Genomic DNA, 26,708 nt, shown 5'->3' on the forward strand with positions numbered 1-26,708 from the left:
TCAAAAATAGATTTTACAAATGTCGCCCCTTATTTGTGTTATTAGTCATAAATTGTCAGAATCCTTTATTTTTTTCGGTGGGATTTGATATTCAAGGAAATTATGATTTTTAAAATCTCTATATCTTTCTATAGCGAAAATATGGATAATAATATATAGGTAGTACTTATATTGCTTATAAGAAGGGGGAAAGAAGAGATGGGAAAAGAAAGGAAAACATTTTCCTTTGGTTTACGTATACAGCTTATGCTATTTACTACAGTTTTAGCTTTAATTACATATTCAACAAGTTTATTTTTTATTTACGTTATATATGATTATTTTCAAAGTTATGTAAGTCAAACTGTTTATAATATTATCGTTATGTTATTAGGTGTAGTATGGTCTGGAATTTTAGCATATGGGGCAGCCATATTTTTAATTAAACCACTTCGGAAGTTAGAGGAAGCTGCAAGGAAAGCGGCTGATGGTGATATTCGTGAAGATGTCCCATTGCCAAAGACAGATGATGAGATTAAATCTTTAAGTGTTGCATTTAATATGATGCTAGGAAACTTAAGGATAATGGTGAAAAATATTGATACTACATTCTCGTATACGAATAATCAAGTTCAGCGAATTAGGAAACAAACAAGCGAAGCAACAAGGCAATCGCAAGGTGTATCTGAGACACTTGCAGAAATTTCTTTAGGTGCAGAGCAATCAGCAGCATCGATTCATGCCATTGTTTCTACTGTAGATACAACGACTTCTATTGCGAGTGAAGTAGAAGAAAAAGCAAAGCAGTCTGACGGGTTGTCTTCAGAAATGGTTCAAGATTTAGGTCAAAGCACACGTGTTTTTGTTTCTTTAATTCAAGGCATTCAAACATTGGCGAAAGAAAATGAAAATTCACTGCAAAATGTACAGAAATTAGAAGAAAGAATGAAACAGGTGGAACAAATAGTTTCTGTGGTAAGTGAGATTGCTAGCCAAACAAACTTATTAGCATTAAATGCTTCTATTGAGGCGGCTCGTGCAGGAGAACATGGAAAAGGCTTTGCAGTTGTAGCAGAAGAGGTACGAAAACTTGCTGATGAAAGTGATCATTCTGCGAGAAACATATCGCAATTATTACGGAATATGCAAGAAGAAGTGCAACAAGTAGCGTTGAAAATGAGAAGGCAAGTGAAAATAGCTAAAGAAGAAGCAAAACGTGGTGAGGCTACTGAATTGATTTTACAAGAAATGTCATCAAGTATTATAGAAGTAGCCGATGCTACGAAGCAAATTAGTAGTTATATGAATGAACAAGTAAGTCACATTCAGCAAACAGGATCACAAACAAAGGCTGTAGCAGCAATTGCAGAGGAAACGTCAGCTGGTTCACAAGAAGTGGCGCGTGTGATGCTACAACAGTCCAAAAATATGGTGGTAATCGATCAATTATTAAAAGATTTAGAGAAGCAAGCAGCCGATTTAAAACAAACGATTGAACGATTTTCAATGTAAAGAAAAGAACAGAATGCTGTCCTTCTCTTTTTTAGCTAGATTTAATATCTATAGTTAAAAGATATAAACTATGAACGTTTCCGCAACATTCTGTTCTGTCCCTTTCGGATGAAAATTATAGCGAGCTATAATATTAAAAGGGGTGTCTTTTATGAAAAAAGAAAAAAGACAACGATTAATTAAACAATTTGTAAAGGAGTATGAAATAGAGAAGCAAGAAAGATTAGTAGAATTGTTAGCAAAAAAAGATGTATTAGTAACACAAGCTACGGTTTCTCGAGACATTCGTGAGTTAAACTTAACGAAGGTACCTTCTCAAGAAGGATTAATGATATATAAATTTTTCTCAGAAGAGCATTTACAAACTGATATAAAGTTAAAGAAAAAATTACGAGAGGTTGTTGTAAAAATTGATTGTGTAGATCAATTAATGGTTATTAAAACATTACCTGGTAATGCACATGTTATTGGTGTTTTATTTGATGAGTTAGATTGGAAAGAAAAAATAGGATGTATATGTGGAAATGATACATGCCTTATAATTTCTCAGTCGAAATCAGATAGGGAGATTTTAGAAGAAAGGTTAAATTTAATTATTTAGATGAAAAATCCTGTTTTTAATAAAAATTAAAAACAGGATTTTTGTTTAAATACGGAAGTTAAATATTCAACATATATGCGTAATATATATTTTTTTTTGTTGAAAAAGTGGGATAAAGTGTTATAAAAATACAAATTTATATGATTTTTAAAAAATAACTTGTTTAATATTTCACAATGATAATGTGGATGCTTTCACAAAGATGAAAGCGCATAGCATTTATTATGTACTTGTAAGACATCAAACATATTTAAAAGGAGGTACAACAAATGAAGCATCCGATACATGTTACTTCAGAAATTGGGGAATTACAAACGGTTTTATTAAAACGACCTGGTAAAGAAGTGGAAAACTTAACGCCAGATTATTTGCAACAATTATTATTTGATGATATTCCATACTTACCAATTATTCAAAAAGAGCATGATTATTTTGCACAAACATTACGCAATCGGGGTGTTGAAGTTCTTTATTTAGAAAAACTAGCTGCTGAGGCATTAGTAGATAAAAAACTTCGAGAAGAATTTGTTGATCGTATTTTAGAAGAAGGACAGGCTGACGTAAATGTTGCACATCAAACTTTAAAAGAATATTTACTTTCCTTTTCAAATGAAGAATTAATTCAAAAAATTATGGGTGGTGTACGGAAAAGCGAAATTGAAACAAGTAAGAAGACACATTTATACGAATTAATGGAAGACCATTATCCGTTTTACTTAGACCCAATGCCTAATTTATATTTTACTCGTGATCCAGCAGCTACCGTGGGTGATGGCTTAACGATAAATAAGATGAGAGAACCGGCGCGTAGACGTGAATCATTATTCATGGAGTACATCATTAAATATCATCCAAGATTTGCAAATCACAATGTGCCAATTTGGCTAGATCGTGATTATAAGTTTCCAATTGAAGGTGGCGACGAGCTAATTTTAAATGAAGAAACAATTGCAATTGGAGTATCTGCCCGTACTTCAGCTAAAGCAATTGAACGTTTAGCTAAAAATCTCTTTAGCCGACAAAATAAAATTAAGAAAGTGTTAGCGATAGAAATTCTAAAATGCCGAGCGTTTATGCACTTAGATACAGTATTTACAATGGTCGATTATGACAAATTTACAATTCACCCGGCCATTCAAGGGCCGAAAGGAAATATGAATATTTATATTTTAGAAAAAGGCTCAGATGAAGAAACTCTTAAAATCACACATCGTACTTCTTTAATGGAAGCATTAAAAGAGGTATTAGGCTTAAATGAATTAGTTCTTATTCCTTGTGGAGGAGGAGATGTAATTGCTTCTGCTCGTGAACAATGGAATGATGGCTCGAATACATTAGCAATTGCGCCAGGTGTAGTTGTTACATATGATCGCAACTATGTATCCAATACTTTATTACGGGAACATGGTATAGAAGTCATTGAGGTACTAAGTTCGGAATTATCTCGTGGTCGTGGGGGTCCACGTTGCATGAGTATGCCAATTGTTCGTAAAGATATTTAGTATAAATAACGGAGAAGGTAGGGATGAAGTATGTTAATGACTAGACCAAATTTAAAAGGAAGAAGTTTTCTAGCTGAAAAAGATTTTACACAAGAGGAATTAATATATTTTCTAGATTTAGCAGCAGAATTAAAAGAGAAAAAGAAAAATGGTATCCCACATCGTTATTTAGAAGGCAAAAATGTAGCGCTCTTATTTGAAAAAACTTCTACTCGTACGCGATGCGCATTTACAGTAGCATGTACAGATTTAGGGGCGAATCCTGAATATTTAGGGAAAGGTGATATTCAGCTTGGGAAAAAAGAATCCGTAGAGGATACAGCAAAAGTGTTGGGACGCATGTTTGACGGAATTGAGTTTCGTGGGTTTAATCATGAAACTGTAGAATCTTTAGCGCAAAATTCTGGTGTACCCGTTTGGAATGGGTTAACAGATATGTGGCATCCAACACAAACCCTTGCAGATTTATTAACTATTAGAGAACATGTAGGGAAACTAAAAAACGTGAAGCTCGTTTACGTTGGCGATGGAAGAAATAATGTTGCTAATAGCTTACTAGTTGGTGGGGCAATCGTTGGAATGGATGTACGTATTTGTACACCGGAATCTTTATGGCCAGAGCAAGAAGTAATTGATTTAGCAAAAAAATATAATGAACAGGTAATGATAACAAGTAATGTGGAAGAAGCTGTTGCGGATGCAGATGTAATCTATACAGATGTATGGGTATCTATGGGAGAAGAAGAAAAATTTGCTGAACGTGTCGAGTTATTGAAACCTTATCAAGTAAATATGCAAATGATTAAAGAAACAGGAAATGAAAATGTGATTTTCTTACATTGTTTACCTGCATTTCATGATGTTGAAACGATGTATGGCGAGGAAGTTTATGAGAAATATGGGTTGAAAGAAATGGAGGTAACTGACGAAGTATTCCGCAGTAAACATTCAAAAGTATTTGATCAGGCTGAAAATAGAATGCATACAATTAAAGCGGTTATGGCAGCTAATTTAGGAAACATGGAGTAAAGAAGAAAGGGAGTCTTCCTTTCTTCTTTCTCCTCCTTTAGACACTATCATTCACTATTGCTTTAGTATTGTTATTGCAATTAAAGAGAGGTGAGTGGAATGGGTGAAGATAAGAAATTAGGGTTGTTTACATTAACGGCTCTTGTAGTTGGTTCGATGATCGGTGGTGGAGCATTTAATTTAGCAAGTGATATGGCAAAGGGTGCTGGTGTTGGAGCCATTATTATTGGCTGGGTTATAACAGGAATTGGGATGATTGCGCTTGGATTATCTTTTCAAAATCTAACTGTAAAACGGCCAGATTTAGATGGGGGTATTTTTAGCTATGCAAAAGCAGGATTTGGTAATTTTATGGGGTTTAATAGTGCGTGGGGATATTGGCTATCTGCTTGGCTTGGTAATGTAGCTTATGGCACATTATTATTTTCTTCATTAGGGTATTTCTTCCCAATCTTTGAAGGCGGTCAAAATGTGGCATCTATTATTGGTGCGAGCGTATTATTATGGTGTGTTCACATGTTAATTTTACGTGGAGTCCAATCAGCGGCACTTGTGAATTTAGTAACTACAATCGCAAAATTAGTACCTGTATTTGTATTTATTGTCATAGGAATCTTCGCGTTTCATATTGATACGTTCCTAGATGGATTTTGGGGACAAACTGTTTCTTTTTCATGGGGAGCGGTTGGCAGCCAAGTTAAAAGTACAATGCTTGTAACTTTATGGGTGTTCATTGGGGTAGAAGGGGCTGTTGTTTTATCTAGTCGAGCAAAAAATAGAAGTGATGTAGGGAAAGCAACGGTTATTGGCTTAATAGGTACACTCATCATTTACATTTTAATTACATTATTGTCTCTTGGACTTATGCAGCAAGCAGATATTGCTAATTTGAAAAACCCGGCTATGGCCTATTTATTTGAAAGTGTTGTTGGAAAATGGGGTGCTATCTTTATTAATTTAGGTTTAGTAATCTCTGTATTAGGTGCTTGGTTAGGTTGGACTTTGCTCGCTTCTGAAATTCCATATTTAGCGGCTAAAGACGGAGTATTTCCAAAATGGTTTGCGAAAGAAAATAAAAATAAGGCTCCAATAAATTCATTATGGATAACAAATGGCTTAATTCAAATGTTCTTATTAACATTCATCGTTTCCGATCAGGCGTATAACTTTGCATTTTCTTTAGCATCTTCAGCTATTTTAATCCCATATGCTTTTTCAGCATTTTATCAATTGAAGCATAGCTTAAAGTCTGAAGGAGCAGATCGGAATAAAAATATAATAATTGGCCTGATAGCAAGTATTTATGGTGTGTGGTTAGTTTATGCAGCTGGTTTAGAGTATTTATTATTAACAATGACTTTATATGCGCCAGGTATTTTTATTTTTTATAATGTTCAAAAGCAAAAGAGTTCAAAGCAAATATTTACTCGAGTAGAATTAGCATCATCGGTAGCAATTGGTGCTTTAGCATTCTTTGCGATTTATGGATTAATTACAGGCAGTATTACTTTATAAAGCGCTGTGAAAGCGAAATCAACTGGAGGGCTGAAATATGGCACGAAGAAAAATTGTAGTTGCACTAGGGGGAAATGCGATACAGTCTGGAAAAGCTACTGCGGGAGCACAGCAAGAAGCGTTAGAAAAAACAGCGGAACAACTTGTGAAAATAATGGAAAATGATGTAGATATAGTAATTGCGCATGGAAATGGCCCACAAGTGGGGAATATTTTATTACAGCAAAAAGCTGCAGAAACGGAAAAGACACCTGCAATGCCATTAGATACTTGTGGTGCAATGAGCCAAGGGATGATTGGATATTGGATGGAAAATGCGATTGAAAAGGCATTGAAAAAACGGAATATAAAAAAAGACGTAGCAACGGTTATAACACGCGTTGTCGTGGATGAAAAAGATGAGGCATTTAAAAATCCAACTAAACCAATTGGTCCTTTTTATACAGAAGAAGAAGCCAGAAGATTAATGGAAGAAACAAAAGCAGTGTTTAAAGAAGATGCTGGCAGAGGGTGGAGACGTGTTGTTCCATCACCGAAGCCTGTAAGTATTCATGAGCATAAAGTGATTAATTCTTTGGTCGAGGATGGAAATATAGTAATAGCTGTTGGCGGTGGTGGAATTCCAGTAATTGATTCCGAAGAAGGGCTAAAAGGAACTGAAGCGGTTATCGATAAAGATTTCGCTGCGCAGAAATTAGCTGAATTAGTAGATGCCGATACGCTCGTAATTTTAACTGCAGTTGATCATGTGTATGTAAATTATAATCAACTGAATCAAAAAAAATTAGAGCATGTCACAGTGAATAAATTAGAAGAATACATTGAGGAACAGCAATTTGCTGCGGGAAGTATGCTTCCAAAAATTGAAGCTGCTATTAATTTTGTTAATACAAATCCAAAACGAAAAACAATTATTACGTCTTTAGAAAAAGTATATGAAGCACTAGAAGAAAAAGCTGGTACTATTATTTCTAAACAGGATGTATGCATGTATGTTTAAATAATTATGTACTCTACTTATTGGTAAAAAAAGAATGAAGTTAGTAACTTCATTCTTTTTATTTATTAATATTTTTTGTACTCATTGTTCATAAAGTTTTCATGGTGAAATCCGAATATATAAGTTAATTATGATAAAATTCAACTTGAATACGCTTTCTTGATTTTTCGCTCCAACATACAGCAAGAGAGAGGGAATTTTATGAATAGACGGAACGTAGTTAAAGATTTAAAGCAGTTTGAATTATTTGCTCATTTAACAGAAAAGAAATTGAAAGGTTTGACGGAGTTTGTCTATTGGCGAACTTATAAAAAGGGTCAATTTTTATTTTTAGAAGGGGATTCAAGAGAAAGAATTTACTTCATGTTAGATGGATTCGTAAAGTTAGAGCGGGTAAATCAGAGTGGAAATTTATTATATGATGACTATGTAAAGCGGTATTCTATTTTTCCTTATGGTGGTATGTTTACAGACAGAGGATATAACTATACGGCAGAAGCGATGACAGATGTAGAGGTATATTATATTCCGACAGTAATTTTCGAAGATATGGTGAAATCTAGTAGGACGCAATTAATGTACGTTGTTCAGCAATTATCATCGATATTAAAACTAAACGAAAATCGAGTGCAAAATATTACAATTCCTAATGCACAAGATCGGGTCATTCAAACATTAAATTATTTAATGCAGGATTTAGGAGAACAGAGTGGCGAAACGATTGTAATTTCCTGTCCACTTACAACAATTGAAATATCGAAAATATCTGGTACGTCTCGAGAGACGGTTAGCGGCGTATTAAAACAATTAAAAAATGATAGTATTGTTACAATTCTGGATAAAAAAATTACAATACATAATCCAACATATTTTGAGGAAATCTCTATGTGAAAATTGCATATTGATTTTCTAATTCATACTGCATATTAATAAAGTTCTTTATATATTTATAAGGAGCTTTTTTACGTTATCCTCTATAAAAAGATTGTATAGTATGGTAATAATAGCTAAAATCGATAATAAAAAAGCAAAGGGACGGGGAGAAAGAATGGTCCGAATTGAGTATGATCGATTAGTAGCTATTTGTTACAGTATAGGGGTTTTGTTATTATTAAAAATTCCAAATGATAATGAATTAATTGGAGAAAAACTATTCAATTTCTATAAGGTTCCGGTACATACATATATTTATATGGATTATAAAGTCTCAAATATATTGATTGTTTCTTTCGTACTACATGTAATTGCATTTATATTATTCTTAAAATGGCTAGGAAAAAAGGAATCTAGTACATTTAGAACAATGAATAAGATAAAAGTAGTAGGCATTAGTATATTGATTTTAATGATGCCGTTTATTTTAAATAACATCCTCCAGACATTGAATAAAACATGGTACTACGCAGGAAAAACAGGGGTAGAAGCAATAGAATATAAAAAAGAAGATAGCCAGTGTAGAATGGAGAAAAATGGAGAGGATATCGAACAAAAGTGCATTGTTACTTTAAAAAATTATCGGAATCATTCACAAGCATTAAAAGTTGTTTTATATGATAATGCAAACGAGAATTCAAAAAGTTATCAAGTACCGAAACCAGTCTATTTACAAAAACATGAGACAAAGCAATTCGAATTTCAAATTCCTGTTGTTTATAATAGCAGTATTGAAAAAGATAAAGTACCAAATATTAAATTACATTCATTGCATGAAAATGATGAGAAATACAATTAACCCGTAATTGAAAGTTTATGAGTAGGAGCAATAATTTGAAACGATATAGAACATTAACTTGAATCATCCAACATGCTATAAGGCAGCGGACATGTTGGATGATTTTTTATTTTATTCCTCCTTTTTTACGTATGGAAAGGAGGAATGCTTTGTTGAAAACGAAAAACATTACAAGGGTCATATGCAGTCTTCACTTTACGTAACCTTTGAAAGTTAGATCCATAATAACTAGTTTGCCAATTTTTTATGTCGATATCGGGCCAATTGACATAGTCACCTAGTGTATAAGGCGCTAAGCTTTCTCGTAAATCTTTAACCCAGCGTATATTTCGATTTTCTTCATCGTCGCATTTCCAAGAGGTAATATATTCTTGAGCAATGATTGCCTTGCGATGGAAATAAGCAGTTTCATTAGGAGAGATATTTTCTACAGCACCTACGAGTGATTGGTGCCAAATACTCGCATCTTTATTCGGTGCATGAGAAAGGAAATGTTGTAAGATTTGAATGCCTTTAAGAGGGATAGGTTTATATACATAGGAACCAGAGCGTTTGAAGTTTTCAGGAATATTACCACTGTTAAAGAATTGAACAGCCTTTATATAAGGAACTTCATCTATAAATAGAGAAGGATTACCAGTTTCAAGAAGTGGGGATAATAAGAGATAGAGTTCAGAGGGAGGGCCGACAAATTCACCTTTCACTTCGATTTTACTTCGTTGTTTGGAGAATAATTCAATTGATGAAGTAAGACGCTCATCTATATAAGGCGCCCAGTTTTGCCAAGCTTGAAATGCAGCAACAAAGTCATCCCATTCCCATGTGATTGAGAAAATGGATACGTTTTTTATAGGATGGGTCCGAAAAGTTAAGGAAGTAACAATTCCGAAATTTCCACCACCACCACCGCGGCATGCCCAAAAAAGGTTAGGGTTTTCCTTTTCATTGGCACGAATGGTTTTTGCACCAAACTTTCCACATGCTTGTACCATTTCAACTTCTACTAATTGATCACATGTTAATCCAAATAAGCGTGAAAGCATGCCGATTCCACCGCCAAGTGTTAATCCAACAATTCCAACGCTTGCACTTGTACCAGCTGGTATTGTAACACCATATTTCCAAAGCTCTTTATAAACAGTACCTAGATTTGCGCCAGCCTCAATTGTTGCTGCTAAATTCCCTGTATGGACAGTAATTCTATTCATTTCACTCAAATCAATAATAAGTCCGTGATTTAAAAGAGAGAAATTTTCATAGCTATGACGTCCACTTCTTAAGCGAAATGGTATATGACGTTCGCGTGCCCATTTTAAGGCGTTACAGACATCATTTTTATTTTGGCAAAAAACAATAATACAAGGGAGTTTTGGAATACTTAAATTTAAATTCATTCGGGCTACGTCATAGTCAGGATCTGAGGGAACAACGATACGACCTGTTAATTTTGTTTGTTTCAATTTATCACTCCTTTCTAAAATAAGCAGTGCTTTTAATTAATATATGAAAAGCGTATGTAACGTGCGTGGACAAGAGCAGGTGAGGAATGAGATTTGCCTTTGTGAGAAATAAATAAAGCATAAGAATAAGGAATCTACATAGAGTTCAATGAAAACAGTTGCAAACTATTCATATTTTGTTATGATAGTGTTACGAAAACGTTTGCATAAATTTCAATGGGGTGCAAAAGGAGAGAATGATTATGAATAAGACATGGTGGAAAGAAGCGGTTGCTTATCAAATTTATCCACGCAGCTTTATGGATTCAAATGGTGATGGTATTGGAGATTTACAAGGTATTATTGCAAAACTAGATTATTTAAAAGATTTAGGTATAGATGTAATTTGGATTTGTCCAATGTATAAATCACCTAATGACGATAATGGTTATGATATTAGTGATTATCAAGATATTATGGATGAATTTGGTACGATGGAAGACTTTGATGCATTACTAGATGAAGTTCATAAGCGTGACATGAAGCTTATTATTGATTTAGTTATTAATCATACAAGTGATGAACATCCGTGGTTTATTGAATCACGTTCTTCTAAAGAGAATCCGAAGCGTGATTGGTATATTTGGCAGGATGGTAAAGACGGCGTGGAACCAAACAATTGGGAAAGTATTTTTAATGGTTCTGCATGGGAATATGATGAAGTGACAGAGCAATATTATTTACATTTATTCTCGCGTAAACAACCAGATTTAAACTGGGAGAATAAAGAAGTTCGTGAAGTTTTATATGATACTGTTAATTGGTGGCTTGATAAAGGTATTGATGGTTTCCGCGTCGATGCGATTAGCCACATAAAAAAAGAAGATGGTTTACAGGATATGCCAAACCCAAAAGGGTTAAAGTATGTGCCTTCTTTTGACAAACATATGAATGTCAATGGTATTCAGCCATTACTAGAAGAATTAAAAGAAAACACATTTGCTAAATACGATATTATGACTGTTGGAGAAGCAAATGGTGTGAAAGTTGAAGATGCTGATCTTTGGGTTGGAGAAGAGAACGGTAAATTCAATATGGTATTCCAATTTGAGCATTTAAGCTTATGGGATGCAGAAAAGAAGAAAGATCTTGACGTTGTTGAGTTGAAAAAAGTATTAACAAAGTGGCAAAAAGGTTTAGAAAATAAGGGATGGAATGCTTTATACATTGAAAATCATGATAAGCCACGTATTGTGTCTACTTGGGGAAATGATAAAGAATATTGGCGTGAAAGTGCAACGGCTTTAGGCGCGATGTATTTCTTTATGCACGGCACACCGTTTATTTATCAAGGACAAGAAATTGGTATGACAAATGTTCAGTTCCCAAATATTGAAGATTATGATGATGTAGCAGTTAAAAATTTATATCGTGAGAAAATTGCAGAAGGAGTATCGCATCAAGATATGATGGAAATTATATGGGCTTCTTGCCGCGATAATTCACGTACACCTATGCAGTGGAGTGCTGAAAGTAATGCTGGATTTACAACGAGCACACCTTGGTTTGGCATGAATCCAAATTATGAAGAAATTAATGTTGAAAAGCAGAAAAATGAAGAGGGATCTATTTTCAATTTCTATAAAAAAATGATTGCCTTGAAAAAAGAGAACGATGTATTAAATTATGGTACGTATGATTTACTTTTAGAAGATAATCCGCAAATTTACGCATATACTCGTACATTAAACGATGAAAAAATCATTGTTATTAGTAATATCTCGAAAGAGGAAGCAGTGTATAATGAGGATACATTTGCACTAGAACGCAAACGTTTGCTTTTAAATAACTATAAAGTTGCCGAACATGATCAATTAACTACAATCACGTTAAAACCTTATGAAACAAGGGTTTATCGCATTGCATAATAAAAAAGGATGCTCTTAGAGCATCTTTTTTTATGAAAAAAAATAAATTTCTATTGCAATGTGAAAACGCTTTTATTAAAATAGATTTATGAAAACGGTTGCGTAACAAAAAAGAAGGGATGTAAGGAATCGTTTTCATAATAGAAACAGAAATTATAATTTAAATCATTATGTTGTTATAAATAAAGGGAGGAAGAACAGATGAAAATTACGTCTTTTGATTTTTGGCAAAAGTTCGGGAAAGCGTTATTAGTTGTTGTAGCTGTAATGCCGGCAGCTGGCTTAATGATTTCCATCGGTAAGTTAATTGGGATGTCTGCTGGGGATATTAACGCAGTTCATACAATTGCTCGCGTAATGGAAGACATCGGTTGGGCAATTATTACAAATCTACACATTTTATTCGCAGTAGCAATTGGGGGATCTTGGGCGAAGGATCGCGCAGGTGGTGCATTTGCAGCACTATTAGCATTCGTCTTAACAAACAGAATTACAGGAGCTATCTTTGGCGTAAACGCCCAAATGTTAGCGGATTCAAAAGCGACAGTTTCTTCATCATTAGCAGGTGATTTACTTGTAAAAGATTATTTCACTTCTGTACTTGGTGCACCAGCATTAAACATGGGAGTTTTCGTAGGGATTATCACAGGTTTCTTAGGAGCTACTCTATATAACAAATACTACAATTATAATAAACTGCCACAGGCACTAGCATTCTTTAATGGAAAACGATTCGTACCATTCGTTGTAATTGTTTGGTCTACAGTCACTGCGATTGTATTATCACTTGTATGGCCATTTATCCAAAGTGGATTAAATGAATTTGGTCGCTGGATTGCAGCATCTAAAGATAGTGCACCAGTTGTTGCACCGTTTGTATACGGAACGTTAGAACGTTTATTATTACCATTTGGATTACATCATATGTTAACGATTCCGATGAACTACACAGAGCTAGGCGGAACATATACGATGTTAACTGGCTCAAAGGTTGGACAAATTGTAGCAGGACAAGATCCATTATGGCTTGCATGGATTACAGATTTAAATAACTTATTAGCAAATGGAGATACGAAAGCATATAACGATTTATTAAATAATGTTGTACCAGCTCGTTTCAAAGCTGGACAAGTTATTGGTTCATCAGCAGCATTAATGGGTATCGCATTCGCGATGTTCCGTAACGTAGATAAAGATAAGCGTGCAAAATATAAACCAATGTTCTTATCAGCAGCATTAGCAGTATTCTTAACAGGTGTTACAGAACCAATTGAATTCATGTTCATGTTTATTGCACCAGTATTATATGTTGTATATGCAATTACAACAGGACTTGCATTCGCATTAGCAGATTTGATTCATTTACGTGTTCATGCATTTGGGTTTATTGAGTTAATTACACGTACACCAATGATGGTCAATGCAGGTTTAACGAGAGATTTAATCAACTTTGTCATTGTTTCATTAGTGTTCTTCGGTCTTAACTTTACATTATTCAACTTCTTAATTAAAAAATTCAATTTACCAACACCAGGACGTGCAGGTAACTATATTGATAATGAAGATGAGTCATCAGAAGGAACAGGAAATGTACAAGATGGTTCATTAGCAACAAAAGTTATTAATTTATTGGGTGGAAAAGATAATATTGCTGACGTAGATGCTTGTATGACACGTTTACGTGTAACAGTAAAAGATTTAGATGTTGTTGCACCAGAAGCACAATGGAAACAAAATGGTGCTTTAGGACTTATCGTTAAAGATAAAGGTGTACAAGCAGTATATGGCCCGAAAGCTGACGTATTAAAGTCAGACATTCAAGATATGTTAGGTGCGTAATAATATGAAATTGCTAACTTTAAATTGTCACTCTTGGCAAGAAGAGAATCAAATTGAAAAAATAAAGTATCTTGCTAAAGTAATTCAAGAAGAAGATTATGATGTGATCGCATTGCAAGAAGTAAGTCAGTCTATACAAGCTGAAAATGTATGCGGTAACAAGAAAAAAGATAATTTTGGACTTTTACTGCTAGAAGAGTTAAGAGCATTAAATGTAAAAGAATACAATATTATTTGGGATTTCTCTCATATTGGATATGATGTGTACGAAGAAGGATTAGCAATTATAACAAAGCACAACATTGTAAAGGAAGATACGTTCTTTGTCTCAGAAAATAAGGATACAACGTATTGGAAAACACGCAAAATTGTAAGTGCAACAATTGCTTATAATGATAAGAATATAACGTTTTATTCTTGCCATCTCGGTTGGTGGAATGATGAAGAAGAATCATTCAAAGACCAAGTTGATCGTTTAATGGAGCGTGTAAATAGCAATGAACTTTCCTTCTTAATGGGTGATTTTAATAACAATGCTCGTTTGGAAGGAGAGGGCTATGAGTATATGATGCAAAAAGGTTTATATGACACATATGAACTAGCGATAGAGAAGGATGAAGGAACAACTGTCCAAGGTGAAATTGCTGGTTGGGATAAAAATAAACAAAACTTACGAATCGACCTAATATTAAGCAATCAAAGTAAAACAGTTAATTCTTCAAAAGTCATTTTTAATGGCACAAATCGAAATGTAATTTCTGATCATTTCGGTGTAGAAGTACAATTAGGTATATAATAGAAGAAACCCTCACAGATAATGAAAAGCTGGGAGGGTTTTTTGATAAATACAAGTATTCCCAAGAGAAAATACTTGTATTTTTTATGACATTTCCTATATATTTGTTATTATTGAATGTAAAACTAATTTGGTCATTTTGTATGCATACTTTTTTTACTTCGTTATATAATGAAGTAAGTGAAATATTTAATGGGAAAAATAGTATGTTTTCGTTTAATCCACGATGTAGAAAGTGATATAATTACAAAATGTATGTATCATTTTCTAAAGAAGGAAAAATATATAATTAGGTGATTGCTTATATGAAACAGATTTGGCGTATTTATAAGACAGATTTACGGAATGTAGCCAAACATTGGGCTGCAATTGTTATTGTATTAGGTTTGATGGTTCTACCATCGTTATATGCATGGTTTAACATTAAAGCCTCTTGGGATCCTTACGGAAATACGAAAGGAATCCAGATTGCAGTTTCTAACCAAGATGTTGGGTCGAATTTAAGAGGGAAAGATATTAACATTGGGAAAGAAATTGTAGATTCACTTAAGAAGGACAAAAATTTTGGGTGGAAGTTTGTCGATGAAAAGCAAGCAATTTATGGAGTAGAGCGTGGAGATTATTCCGCAAGTATTACTATTCCAAAAGATTTTTCTGAAAAGATTGCAACAGTCTTGAATGAAAATCCACAGAAACCGGAAATTGATTATTACGTAAATGAAAAGGTGAATGCCATTGCACCGAAGATTACAGCTAAAGGTGCATCGGGTCTTACAGAAGAGGTTAGTAAAAACTTTGTTAAAACAGCAAACGGTGAGATTTTTAAAATCTTCAATGACCTTGGAATCGATTTAGAAACTAACTTACCAAGTATTGAGAAGGTCAAGGATCTCGTATTTAAGTTAGAAGCGCAGTTCCCAGAAATGAATACACTTGTGGATAAGGCATTAGATGATGCGACTCGGGCAGAAGATGTTGTGAAGGTAGCGCAGAAAGAGTTGCCAGTTGTAGAGAGTGTTATTAATGATGGGCAAGAAGCGTTAGGGAATTTAGATAAGTTCTTTGCGAGAAATGATGAAACATTGCAAAATGCACCTGGGACGATACGAAATCATTTAACAACGGCTAAAGATGTAATGGACAAAGCAAATACGTTTACGAACTTTTTAATGAATCCAGGGATAGACCTTTCTGGTATGAAGGGATTACCTGAGTTTCCAGCACGTCCAGATCTTTCAAAGTTAAATGATGAAGGTTATAAAAATATTGCAAGAAATATTAATCAAACGGCGAATAATGTTTTAAACTCAGCACGTGCAGGAACAGCATATGGAAAAAGTGTTGTGAATGGATTGCAAAATGGACAGTTTGATCCAGAAAAGGCAAAGCAAGATCTTAATGCGGTTTCTGAAAATCTTCAAGGTCGTACAGATAGTGTTGCATACCTTATTAATGTATTTACTGAACTTCAAAAATCGGCTACGACTGATTTTGGTCAAAGCTTTTTCCAAGGGCGAGTGGATCGCTTAACTAAGCTTAAAAGCGGTATGGAAAATGCAAACAACGGTATTAAAGATATTGTAAATGTTATTGGTACAGGACAAGAAGTAAAGAAAGATGTAACAGATGTAGCAAATCAAAAACTAGATGCAGCAAATGGATTAATTGATCAAGCTGAAAAAGATTACAATGAAACATTTGTAGCAGATTATAAAAAAGCAGTTAGCACAGTTGATCAAGCTAAAGCTGATGCAAATGAAGCTAAAGCTGATGCAAATGAAGCATACGATACTGTGAAAAATGAATATGATAAGGCAAAAAATAATTTTGAAGGTGTTATAGCAGACGTAAATAATAGAGGTGTTAATGGATTAGATAGCACAAAAGTAGCTTTAAACGATTTAAATGGTCAATTACAAGCTACTAAGAATCTAATTGGTGATGCGATTCCGGTTCTAGAAAGCACAAATAAGGTATTAGCAGATGTAAATAGTGGCAAAAACCTTAATAATGGAATTGCAAAATTGAATAAAGCACAAAATACTGTTCAAAAAGGTATAGATGCAACGAATAAGGCAACTACACTAATTAACAATGGACAGAAGCCTACAAAAGAGGTTGTAGAAAGTATTAATGAAGCAACTAAAAATGCTTCAGCTCAATTAGGAGATTTCTTAGCAACATACGATTCAGAAATTGTTCCAAACTTTAACACAGCAATTGCTCGTACAAAAGAGATGTCTAAAAATACATCTCAAATTTTAGGCGAGGCAAATAAGAAGCTTCCAGATGTGAAAAAATTACTTGAAGACTCATCAAAAGGCTTAGTAGATGGCCAAAAGAAAATTGCAGATATTAAAGCTGAAATGCCAGCTACTCAGAAAAAGATTAAAGAATTAGCAAATAAAATTCGTGATTTTGAATCAGAAGAGGATATAAAAGACATCATACGCTTATTGAAAAATGATGTTGAAAAGCAAAGTGATTACTTCGCGAATCCAGTAAATTTAAAAGAGAATAAATTATTTGCGATGCCGAACTACGGTTCAGCAATGTCACCATTCTATACAGTGCTTGCATTATGGGTAGGCGCATTATTAATGGTTTCATTATTAACGGTAGAAGTACATGAAGAGGGCGCTAATTATAAGAGCCATGAAATATACTTTGGACGTTTATTAACATTCTTAACGATAGGTCTTTCACAGGCGTTTATCGTATCGATGGGGGATATGTTCTTACTCGGTACGTACGTAGTCGATAAATTCTGGTTTGTGTTATTTAGTTTATTTATTGGGGGAGTATTTGTTTGTATCGTGTACTCACTCGTTTCTATTTTCGGAAACGTTGGGAAATCGATGGCGATCATTTTACTTGTACTGCAAGTAGCAGGATCGGGCGGCACGTTCCCAATTCAAATGACACCACCGTTCTTCCAAGCATTGTATCCGTTCTTACCATTCACATATGCTATTAGTGCAATTCGTGAAACAGTAGGTGGAATGCTTTGGGATATAGTAACTAGAGATTTACTTGTGTTAAGTGCTTTCGTAGTAATCATGGTTGTAGCTGCATTATTACTGAAAAAACCAATTAACAAATCAAGTGAAAAGTTTGTTGAGAACGCAAAAGGAAGTAAAATTATTCATTAAAAATAAAAGGTTCCTACCGATAGTGGTAGGAACCTTTTTGTTTAATCAAATTTTAATTTCTTTAATGCTTCTGCGAATGGATTGTTTAATGGTTCTTCTTCTTCTTTGTTCTGTTGTTTCATATATTTTTGGACGTCACGTTTATCAGCTTTGTTTCCAGATTCTTTTTTACGTCTCTCTTGGAATGTAGAAAGTTTCTCACGATAGCCACATTTACATGCGAAAATTTGGCCTGCTCCTTCACCACGAAGTTCTAGTTTCTTTTTACACTGAGGACAGCGTGCGTTTGTAGTGCGGGATACATTTTTACGGTGACCACATTCGCGATCTTGGCATACAAGCATTTTACCTTTTTTACCGTTTACTTCTAACATTGGTTTACCACAGTCTGGACAAGACTTTGTTGAAATGTTGTCGTGCTTATATTTTTTATCGCTTGATTTAATTTCAGTAACAATTTCCTTCGTATAGTTCTTCATTTCTGAAATGAATACTTCTTTCTTTAATTTTCCTTTAGCGATAGCTTCTAACTTTTGCTCCCATTCACCAGTTAGTGTAGGAGATTTCAGTTCTTCTGGCACTAAATCAAGTAACTGACGGCCTTTTGAAGTAATATGAATATCTTTACCACGTTTTTCAAGTAAGAACGAATTGAATAACTTGTCGATAATATCAGCTCGTGTAGCTACAGTACCTAATCCACCAGTTGACTTTAACGTGTCAGCAAGTTGTTTGTTTTGCGTATCCATGTATTTTGTTGGGTTTTCCATCGCTGAAAGTAATGTTGCTTCATTAAAGCGTGCAGGTGCTTTTGTTTGACCTGATGTTTGGACAATTAGTTTTATGTTTAATGTATCGCCTTTTTCGATGCGAGGTAAGATTTGTTCTTTTACATCATCGATTGCATCATCATCTTCAAATCGATTTTCATAAACCTCTTTCCAACCAGCATGTAAAATCGTTTTTCCTCGTGCGATGAACGTTTCGTCACCAATTTTCGTGCGCAATGTTAGTTGTTCATATTCAAAGGCCGGGAATAAAACAGCTAAGAAACGTTTTACAACTAAGTCATAAATTTTACGTTCTTTATCTGTGAAAGCTGAGAAGTTTACATAGCTCTCTGTTGGAATAAGCGCGTGATGATCGCTTACTTTACTATCATCAACAAATGATTTATTAGATTTTACAGGTTTCTGCAATACTTTATGTGCTAAAGGACGGTATTCTCCAACTCCGCACGCCTTCAGACGCTCTGGAAGTGTTCCGACAATATCAGATGAAATATAGCGTGAATCTGTACGAGGGTACGTTAAAACTTTATGCTGTTCATATAATTTTTGCATAATGTTTAATGTTTCTTTCGCAGAGTAACCAAATATTTTATTCGCATCACGTTGTAGTTCAGTTAAATCGTAAAGACCAGGAGCGAACGATTTCTTTTGTTTTTTATCAATGTCTACAACAGTAGCATTTTGTTTACTAATTTTGTTCACGATTGCATCAGTTTTTTCTTTATTAAAGCTACGGCTATTTCCTTTTGTATCTTGCCAAGTTAGCTTTAACCTCTCAGCTGTTTGAGCTTCGATACCATAGTAAGTTTGAGCTTTGAAATGTTTGATTTCATCTTCACGGCTTGCAATCATGGCTACAGTAGGTGTTTGGACACGACCACAATTTAGTTGGGCATTAAAGCGAGTAGTTAATGCTCGAGTCGCATTAAGCCCGATATACCAGTCAGCCTCTGAACGTGCGACAGCCGAAGCATATAGATTGTCATATGCTTTTCCAGGTTTTAAATTTGCGAAGCCATCTTTAATTGCTTTATCGGTAACCGATGAAATCCATAAACGTTTAATCGGTTTCTGCATTTTAACTTTATCGATAATCCAGCGTGCGACTAACTCTCCCTCACGACCGGCGTCAGTAGCTATAATGATTTCATTTACATCTTTTCTAAGAAGCTGACTTTTTACAGCGTTAAACTGTTTCCCTGTTTGTTTAATAACTGTTAGTTTTAAACGCTCAGGTAGCATTGGTAAATCTTCTAAATCCCACTTTTTATATTTCACATCATAGCTTTCTGGATCAGCTAATGTAACGAGATGACCTAAAGCCCAAGTAACAATATATTTACTACCTTCAAGATAGCCGTTTCCTTTTTTATCACATTTCAGTACACGTGCGATATCACGTGCAACAGAAGGTTTTTCAGCAATTACAATACTTTTTGCCATATTTAAAAACATCCTTTCAAATTTCCATACGTTAAATATAGCATACATCTTTGTTCTATTCAGTCTTGCTGACGGTTTGAGTTATTTGTGATGAAATATACGTGTGAGAGTTTTACTTATATAAATAAAGGATTTGTATAAATGTCAGATTTTAAGGCGTATTCATTGACATTGTAAATGAATTTCATTTAAAGCATAAGTAGGCAAGAAAAGGTTTCTACCAATAAGAGTTATGATTGCTATCATTCTATAAATAGATGAGGGGGATAAGATGATAGGATTATAATCTGTTTGAAATCAAATGATGGCGACAGAACATAATCTGCACCATGAAGAAATTATGAAAAAAAGATATTTGTTTATTATGCTTATTGTTTTATCAATTGCTTCTATCTTTCTATAAGTTTGATCTTTTTTAACAATTCATTTTCTGCCTTTAGTAAGTTCCGTTCGGCTTCTAAACGAGCATACTTCTCTTCCAACGTAAGCTCTCTCTCAAGAGTTCTTCCAGCGTTTTCGGTGCGTGTATCTCGCAAACCAAATACACCATTTTTTCTGTAAGCAGCACGCCATCTACTTCCTGATGACATAATTCGTTTCATTCCAATCATATCTATATCAAAACCACATTCTTCAAAAATATTTCGAGGCAGTTTTCCTTTCTCATTTTCCTCAATAAAAATACGCTTAAATTCATCTGTATAAGTGATACCTTTCTGACTTACAGATTTTATGTATGGGTTATTTGATAGAATTTGAATGTCTCTTTTTGTAAATAGCTTTTTTGTCATTTTGAACCTTCTCTGATCACAATTTTCTCTCATTATACAAGAAATACCCTATAGAATAGACTTTTTTTTCAGTGTCTATTCTATAGGGTACATTTTATAAGTTCCTATCACTCTTTTTATATAGTAAAGTAAAGAACTTGTTATTTTACTAGAATAAGAGTAGACTCTGAAGTAAGTGAATAAGAAACACATGGGAGTTTGTGGATACAAACTGAGAGTATGGCTAATCCGTCATTGACCATTTGAACCTGTTGGATAATGCCAGCGTAGGGAGAGTGTAAAAGCACATGTTCAGACACTTTGCGTACGCAAAGTGTCTTTTTGTGTATCTCCCATCATTAAAGTTAGGAGATGAAAAGAATGAATGTACAAGAAATTAGTAAAGTCGTGGAATTGGTGAGAGAGTCTAATCCACTCGTGCATAATATTACAAATGTTGTTGTAACAAATTTTACAGCAAACGGTTTGTTAGCATTAGGAGCATCGCCTGTAATGGCGTATGCAAAAGAAGAAATAGCAGAAATGGCTAGCATTGCGGGAGCTCTTGTTTTAAATATGGGTACACTTCGTCCTGAAGAGGTAGAAGCGATGTTACTTGCTGGTAAATCAGCAAATAAGAATGATGTACCAGTATTGTTTGATCCAGTTGGAGCAGGAGCAACTTCTTATCGAACAGAAGTTGCGAGATATATTCCAGCTGAAATCGATTTAGCGATAATTCGTGGAAATGCAGCTGAAATTGCTAATGTTATTAATGAAAAATGGGAAATTAAAGGTGTAGACGCTGGTACTGGGAATGGTAATGTTGTAAATATTGCAAAACAGGCAGCGGATGAATTAAATACAGTTGCGGTAATTACCGGAGAAGAAGATGTTGTTACAGATGGAGAGCGAACTATTCGTATTCGAAATGGCCATCCTATTTTAACGAAAGTTACTGGAACAGGTTGTTTACTAACTTCTGTAATAGGAGCATTTGTTGCGGTAGAAAAGGATTATGTAAAGGCAGCAGTAGCCGCATTAACATTCTATGGAGTAGCAGCAGAAATGGCGGCTTCGAAAACAGTAGAGAATGGACCAGGAAGCTTCCAAATTGAATTTTTAAATCAGTTAGCGAATACAACTTCAGATGATATTGAGAAGTATGGAAAGATTGAGGTTATACAGTAAGGAGGGGAACTAGATGTCGCGTATTACAATGGATGAAATGTCTAGGTTATTATCAGTATATTTTATTATGGGAAGTAACAATTGTACGAAGGAGCCACTACAAGTATTGAGAGATGCACTAGAAGGTGGTATAACAATTTTTCAACTTCGTGAAAAGGGAGAAGGGGCTTTAACGGGAGAGAAACGTATTGATTTTGCGAAAGAACTACAAGCGCTTTGCAAGGAGTACGGTGTACCATTCATCGTAAATGATGATGTGGAACTAGCCCTCGAGTTAGATGCAGATGGCGTGCATGTTGGACAAGATGATGAAGGAATTACATCTGTTCGTAAAAAAATGGGAGATAAAATTATTGGAGTATCTACACATACAATTGAAGAAGCACGCTGGGCGATTGAAAATGGAGCTGATTATTTAGGAGTTGGTCCAATTTTCCCGACGAGTACGAAAAAAGATACGAAAGCGGTTCAAGGAACGGAAGGTCTAAAGTATTTTAGGGAACAAGAGATTACAATACCGATCGTTGGGATTGGTGGGATTACAATTGAAAATACAGCTTCTGTTATAGAAGCTGGTGCGGATGGTGTTTCAGTTATTTCAGCGATTAGCTTAGCGGAATCTGCGTATGAAAGTACGAAGAAATTAGCTGAGGAAGTAAATAAGAGTTTGTAGAGTCGCAAAATGAGTTGTTTCGTTTATCCCGCTATTTGTGAGCAGTAAGACTCCCACCTCAAAATTCGGCCGGAGAAAAGAAGTTAGGTGGGGGTCTTACGCCCGTAAAAGCCCGATTGGTGCGGGCTAATAATCAGTGGGGGATGAATAAAAACCCCACTGATTAAAGTTTCACTTTATTTAAACAAACGTTTGATTAAAAAAGCACAAACCCTTTGAAATTGTAGGTTTGTGCTTTTATTTAAAACATAATTGAAATTAAGAGCATTCCAATTCCGATAGAAGTAAAGGTTGCGATCAGGCCAGGAATCATAAAGCTATGATTTAAAACATATTTACCAATTCCTGTTGTACCAGTGCGATCAAAATTAATTGCAGCAACAATTGTCCCGTAGTTTGGAATGAAGAAGTATCCATTTACTGCAGGGAACATTGCAATAAGTAATGCTGGCGGAATACCAAGTGATAGTCCAAGTGGCATTAAAGCACGAACTGTTGCTGCTTGGCTATACAGTAAAATAGATAGAATGAATAGTGCGATAGCAAATAGCCATGGTGCACTTGTCACTAAGTGTTGAATTGATCCTTGAATTATATTTAAGTTTCCGTTGAAGAAAGTATCTCCCATCCAAGCGATACCAAAAATAGCAACAACTGCTGTTGCGCCCGCTTTAAAGACGTTACCAGTTACAATACTTTCCACATTCGGTTTACAGAAAATAATAATAAGAGCAGCAATAGTTAACATGACCATTTCAATTGTGTTTGGCATTGACAGACGAACTAATTTCCCATCAACCATCCATCCTGGACGAAGTGTTTCAAATGAACCGAGAAGTACAACAAGGAAAGTTGCGACTAGGAAAAGAATAACTGATAATTTCGCACCTTTTGAACCTATAAATTCTTTTTTCTCTTCAAGTTTAGGAATCATTCCCTCTTTTAATCGCTTCAAGTATTCAGGGTCTTCATTTAATTCTTTTCCCATTTTACTAGCAACGAATGCAGCTACCATACAAGCGATGAAAGTAGAAGGGATACTAACTTTTAAAATATCTAACAAGGTGATTTTATAGTCGGCTAACATTGCTAAAAGTGCAACTGTTGCAGCCGATATTGGACTAGCTGTAATGGCTTGCTGGGAAGCGATAACGGCAATTGACATTGGTCGTTCAGGTCTAATTCCTGATTCGCGAGATACTTCGGCGATAACGGGAAGTACAGAATAAGCGACATGACCAGTTCCCGCGCATAGCGTGAATAAATAAGTAACAATAGGAGCAAAAAATGTAATGCGCTTTGGATTTTTTCGTAATGCTTTCTCAGCAAGGTGGACGAGATAATCCATTCCTCCAGCAGCTTGCAAAGCACCGGCAGCTGTAATTACTGCTAAAATCATAAGCATTACATCAATAGGAGGAGCTGTAGGTTGTAAGTGGAAGACGAAAACAAGTATTGCCATACCAACGCCACCCATTACTCCTAGACCAACTCCGCCTAAGCGTGCACCAATAAAAATGCAGAGTAGTAACGTAAGAAATTGTAGCCAAAACATGATAAACTACCTCCGAAATTCGTAAGTTAAGATATATTCGAATAGTTTAATTTGAATGGAAATTAAATAAATATCCAGAATAATCCTTGTGTTATATACGTTTTTTATTATATAACATAAGAAATGTAACATTCACGTATTTTGTTAAATTATTTCGAAAAAATAATACATTAAAACTTCATATTTAGATCTCTAAATAAGTGGACATTTTAATTTTTATGTTGTAATCTTTGAAAGAGTATATTTAAATTCTCATAGAACTCCCATATCGTTCAACTCGTTCAGCGAGAAAGGCAAACTGATGGAAACATGAGGACGCAAAACTACAGGGGCTAAGGTCAAATGACTATGCTAGCCAGTTACCGGACGGATAGGGTTGGTTTTGACCAATGCTTTTTCATTGGTCTTTTTTTTTTTTTTTTGGTTTATATTTGAGAATGGTTATCAATTAAAGGGTGTGTTTTGAAATTATTATTTTGTATTAACTGAATTAAGGAAGGTAATGTGAATGAAAAAATATTGGCATAAGCTATCGTTTCTTCAAAAGAATGTATTGTTAACTGTACTCGTTATTTTAACGCTTGTTGGTAGTATGGGGGCGTTAAGTTTTAATATGTTTCAAAATAGTATGATGTCTATATTTGAAAGACAGTCTATTGAAACAGGGGATACGGTATTACATAAATTAGAGGCAGAAGTAGTAAGAGATGTCGCGAAAAACCCGACGGCACAAAAAGAAAAAAGAACTAAATTAACAAAGCAGTTAGATGAAGTTACAAAAGAATTGAAAAGTGTTGGACAAACGTATGTTGTTGGAGCAAAAACAAATGCAAAAGGTGAGCTTCAAATAGTTGGTTTGACTACAGAATTAGCGAATGCTGTTCAAGTAAAACCAGGAGACTATTATGAACAACCAGTTCGTTGGATGAAGGCATACGATAAAGTAATGGCCACGAAAAAAGCACAAATAACGGAAATATATGAAGATGAACTGGGATCATGGGTAACAATATTAGAGCCAATTACAGATGGAGAAGAAAATATTGTTGCAATTGTTGCAGCAGATTTAGATGCGTCTATTGTTCCTAGTACAAAGAAGAAATTTATTATGCAAGGTTTAATGTTTATTTGTATTTCAGTTTTAATTGCGACTTTTATTCAATTCTTGATTGTACGTAATTCACTTGCTCCATTACAAGATTTACGTGAAGGATTACGTAAAGTGGGTGAAGGAGATTTAAGTATTGAATTAGTGGAAAGACAAGATGATATCGGTATTATTAATTCGTATTTTAATAACACAATTGAGAAGTTTAGAGGAATTATAGATAAAGTGAAGCAGACGGCAGAACAGGTTTCTTCATCTTCGCAAGAATTGTCAGCAAGTACAGAGGAGAATAGTATGGCAGTTCAAGAGATTGCGGGTTCTATTGTAGGATTAAGATCTGGGGCTCAGTCGCAAGAAACTTCTATACAACAATGTTTATGGATTGTACATGAAATGGAAAATAAGATGGAAGAAATAACAGGGGCTGCGAAACAAGTTTCCACTACCTCAGAAGGTATGGAGCAACATTCGGTTGAGGGTAATGGAGTTATTGAACAAATTATTAATCAAATGAGTTTAATTCAAAAAGCAGTACAAGATTTATCTTCTATCATTTATTCGTTGGAAACAAGATCAAAAGAAATAAGTGACATTGTAACTGTAATTACAGGTATTTCAAATCAAACGAACTTACTAGCTTTAAATGCTTCTATTGAAGCTTCACGTGCTGGAGCAGCTGGAAGAGGATTTGCTGTTGTCGCAGATGAAGTGCGTAAATTAGCGGAGAAAACGGAAGCATCGGCAAAAGATATAGCTAAATTAATAGGGGAGACACAGGCTGAAGCAGAAGAGGCTGTAGTTTCAATGCAGAAAGGTTCAAAAGAAGTGGAATCTGGAATTACCCTTGTTCAAAGTAGCGGTGCTTTCTTTGAGAAAATTTCAAAATCAGCACAATCTGTTACAAAGCAAGTTAGAGCCGTTTCTAGCAATTCAAATGATATTTTGCAAAATAGCCAAAATATCGTTCAAGTTGTAAATGAACTATCTCATATTGCAAATACGTATGCAAATAGTAGCAGTAATGTTGAAGCGAGTATGAAGGAGCAAGAAATGTCTGTACAAGATATAGCAGAATTGGCTACTTCTTTAAGTTGGCTTTCACAGGAGCTACAAGAGTTAATAGGAGAATTTAAAAGTTAATAACATAATATAC

At 34.7% G+C, this 26,708-nt stretch carries 18 protein-coding genes, 1 pseudogene and 2 riboswitches; of the genes and pseudogenes, 15 read left to right on the forward strand and 4 right to left on the reverse strand.

The window, feature by feature from the left end:
* Positions 1–198 precede the first annotated feature (198 nt).
* The 8 genes from MR071_RS10775 (at position 199) to MR071_RS10810 (ending at position 8,870) form a co-directional block, all read left to right on the forward strand.
* Complete coding sequence (locus MR071_RS10775; protein WP_242235979.1) at positions 199–1,491, forward strand: methyl-accepting chemotaxis protein; 1,293 nt, start codon at positions 199–201, stop codon at positions 1,489–1,491.
* Positions 1,492–1,642: 151 nt separating this feature from the next.
* Positions 1,643–2,092 (forward strand): arginine repressor, encoded by a 450-nt coding sequence (argR, locus tag MR071_RS10780; RefSeq protein WP_000711835.1) that lies wholly within the window; start codon positions 1,643–1,645, stop codon positions 2,090–2,092.
* Positions 2,093–2,361: 269 nt separating this feature from the next.
* Entirely contained in the window at positions 2,362–3,594 is a 1,233-nt protein-coding gene (arcA, locus tag MR071_RS10785; protein WP_242235981.1) for an arginine deiminase, read from the forward strand.
* A 30-nt stretch (positions 3,595–3,624) separates the two neighbouring features.
* Positions 3,625–4,623 carry an ornithine carbamoyltransferase gene (gene argF / locus MR071_RS10790; protein ID WP_242235983.1) on the forward strand — a complete coding sequence of 333 codons (999 nt, stop codon included), beginning with the start codon at positions 3,625–3,627 and terminating at the stop codon, positions 4,621–4,623.
* Between the two features lie 99 nt (positions 4,624–4,722).
* Complete coding sequence (arcD, locus tag MR071_RS10795; RefSeq protein WP_242235985.1) at positions 4,723–6,138, forward strand: arginine-ornithine antiporter; 1,416 nt, start codon at positions 4,723–4,725, stop codon at positions 6,136–6,138.
* Positions 6,139–6,175: 37 nt separating this feature from the next.
* Complete coding sequence (arcC, locus tag MR071_RS10800) at positions 6,176–7,138, forward strand: carbamate kinase (protein ID WP_242235987.1); 963 nt, start codon at positions 6,176–6,178, stop codon at positions 7,136–7,138.
* Between the two features lie 201 nt (positions 7,139–7,339).
* Entirely contained in the window at positions 7,340–8,029 is a 690-nt protein-coding gene (locus MR071_RS10805) for a Crp/Fnr family transcriptional regulator (protein WP_001081909.1), read from the forward strand.
* A 157-nt stretch (positions 8,030–8,186) separates the two neighbouring features.
* Complete coding sequence (locus MR071_RS10810; RefSeq protein ID WP_242235991.1) at positions 8,187–8,870, forward strand: ABC transporter permease; 684 nt, start codon at positions 8,187–8,189, stop codon at positions 8,868–8,870.
* A 125-nt stretch (positions 8,871–8,995) separates the two neighbouring features.
* Here the strand turns inward: MR071_RS10810 and MR071_RS10815 are convergent, their stop codons facing one another.
* Positions 8,996–10,330 (reverse strand): FAD-binding oxidoreductase, encoded by a 1,335-nt coding sequence (locus MR071_RS10815; RefSeq protein ID WP_242235994.1) that lies wholly within the window; start codon positions 10,328–10,330, stop codon positions 8,996–8,998.
* Between the two features lie 242 nt (positions 10,331–10,572).
* Here MR071_RS10815 and MR071_RS10820 point away from each other — a divergent pair, with 242 nt between their 5' ends.
* The 4 genes from MR071_RS10820 to MR071_RS10835 all read left to right on the forward strand — a co-directional run bounded on the left by MR071_RS10820 (position 10,573) and on the right by MR071_RS10835 (position 18,024).
* On the forward strand, positions 10,573–12,237 hold the full coding sequence (locus MR071_RS10820) for a glycoside hydrolase family 13 protein (protein ID WP_242235996.1): 1,665 nt from the start codon (positions 10,573–10,575) through the stop codon (positions 12,235–12,237).
* A 201-nt stretch (positions 12,238–12,438) separates the two neighbouring features.
* On the forward strand, positions 12,439–14,076 hold the full coding sequence (locus MR071_RS10825) for a PTS transporter subunit IIBC (RefSeq protein WP_242235997.1): 1,638 nt from the start codon (positions 12,439–12,441) through the stop codon (positions 14,074–14,076).
* A gap of 4 nt (positions 14,077–14,080) precedes the next feature.
* Positions 14,081–14,872 (forward strand): endonuclease/exonuclease/phosphatase family protein, encoded by a 792-nt coding sequence (locus MR071_RS10830; protein WP_242235999.1) that lies wholly within the window; start codon positions 14,081–14,083, stop codon positions 14,870–14,872.
* Positions 14,873–15,177: 305 nt separating this feature from the next.
* A complete protein-coding gene (locus tag MR071_RS10835) occupies positions 15,178–18,024 on the forward strand; it encodes a YhgE/Pip domain-containing protein (protein WP_242236000.1) in 2,847 nt (948 codons plus the stop codon).
* A 41-nt stretch (positions 18,025–18,065) separates the two neighbouring features.
* Here MR071_RS10835 and topB read toward each other — a convergent pair whose 3' ends face one another.
* Both topB and MR071_RS10845 read right to left on the reverse strand, forming a co-directional pair.
* Positions 18,066–20,258 carry a DNA topoisomerase III gene (gene topB / locus MR071_RS10840; RefSeq protein WP_242236002.1) on the reverse strand — a complete coding sequence of 731 codons (2,193 nt, stop codon included), beginning with the start codon at positions 20,256–20,258 and terminating at the stop codon, positions 18,066–18,068.
* Positions 20,259–20,653: 395 nt separating this feature from the next.
* Positions 20,654–21,082, reverse strand: a pseudogene (locus tag MR071_RS10845) (HTH domain-containing protein); the annotation flags it as partial.
* Between the two features lie 147 nt (positions 21,083–21,229).
* Positions 21,230–21,339, forward strand: a riboswitch (TPP riboswitch).
* Positions 21,340–21,409: 70 nt separating this feature from the next.
* Here MR071_RS10845 and thiM point away from each other — a divergent pair.
* Together thiM and thiE are read left to right on the forward strand one after the other, a co-directional pair.
* Positions 21,410–22,219, forward strand: a complete 810-nt coding sequence (thiM, locus tag MR071_RS10850) for a hydroxyethylthiazole kinase (protein WP_242236004.1) — start codon at positions 21,410–21,412, stop codon at positions 22,217–22,219.
* 13 nt (positions 22,220–22,232) lie between these two features.
* Positions 22,233–22,892: a thiamine phosphate synthase gene (gene thiE, locus MR071_RS10855; RefSeq protein ID WP_105586285.1), complete on the forward strand. Its 660-nt coding sequence runs from the start codon at positions 22,233–22,235 to the stop codon at positions 22,890–22,892.
* Between the two features lie 241 nt (positions 22,893–23,133).
* Here the strand turns inward: thiE and MR071_RS10860 are convergent, their stop codons facing one another.
* The gene (locus MR071_RS10860; protein ID WP_105586286.1) at positions 23,134–24,447 is read right to left on the reverse strand and encodes an anaerobic C4-dicarboxylate transporter family protein; all 1,314 of its coding nucleotides are present in this window, start codon (positions 24,445–24,447) and stop codon (positions 23,134–23,136) included.
* Positions 24,448–24,729: 282 nt separating this feature from the next.
* Positions 24,730–24,814: riboswitch (cyclic di-GMP riboswitch) on the forward strand.
* Between the two features lie 141 nt (positions 24,815–24,955).
* Here MR071_RS10860 and MR071_RS10865 point away from each other — a divergent pair.
* Entirely contained in the window at positions 24,956–26,695 is a 1,740-nt protein-coding gene (locus MR071_RS10865; protein WP_242236006.1) for a methyl-accepting chemotaxis protein, read from the forward strand.
* Positions 26,696–26,708 lie beyond the last annotated feature (13 nt).

The organism is Bacillus cereus group sp. BfR-BA-01316 (genome assembly GCF_022664195.1).
Classification (GTDB): domain Bacteria; phylum Bacillota; class Bacilli; order Bacillales; family Bacillaceae_G; genus Bacillus_A.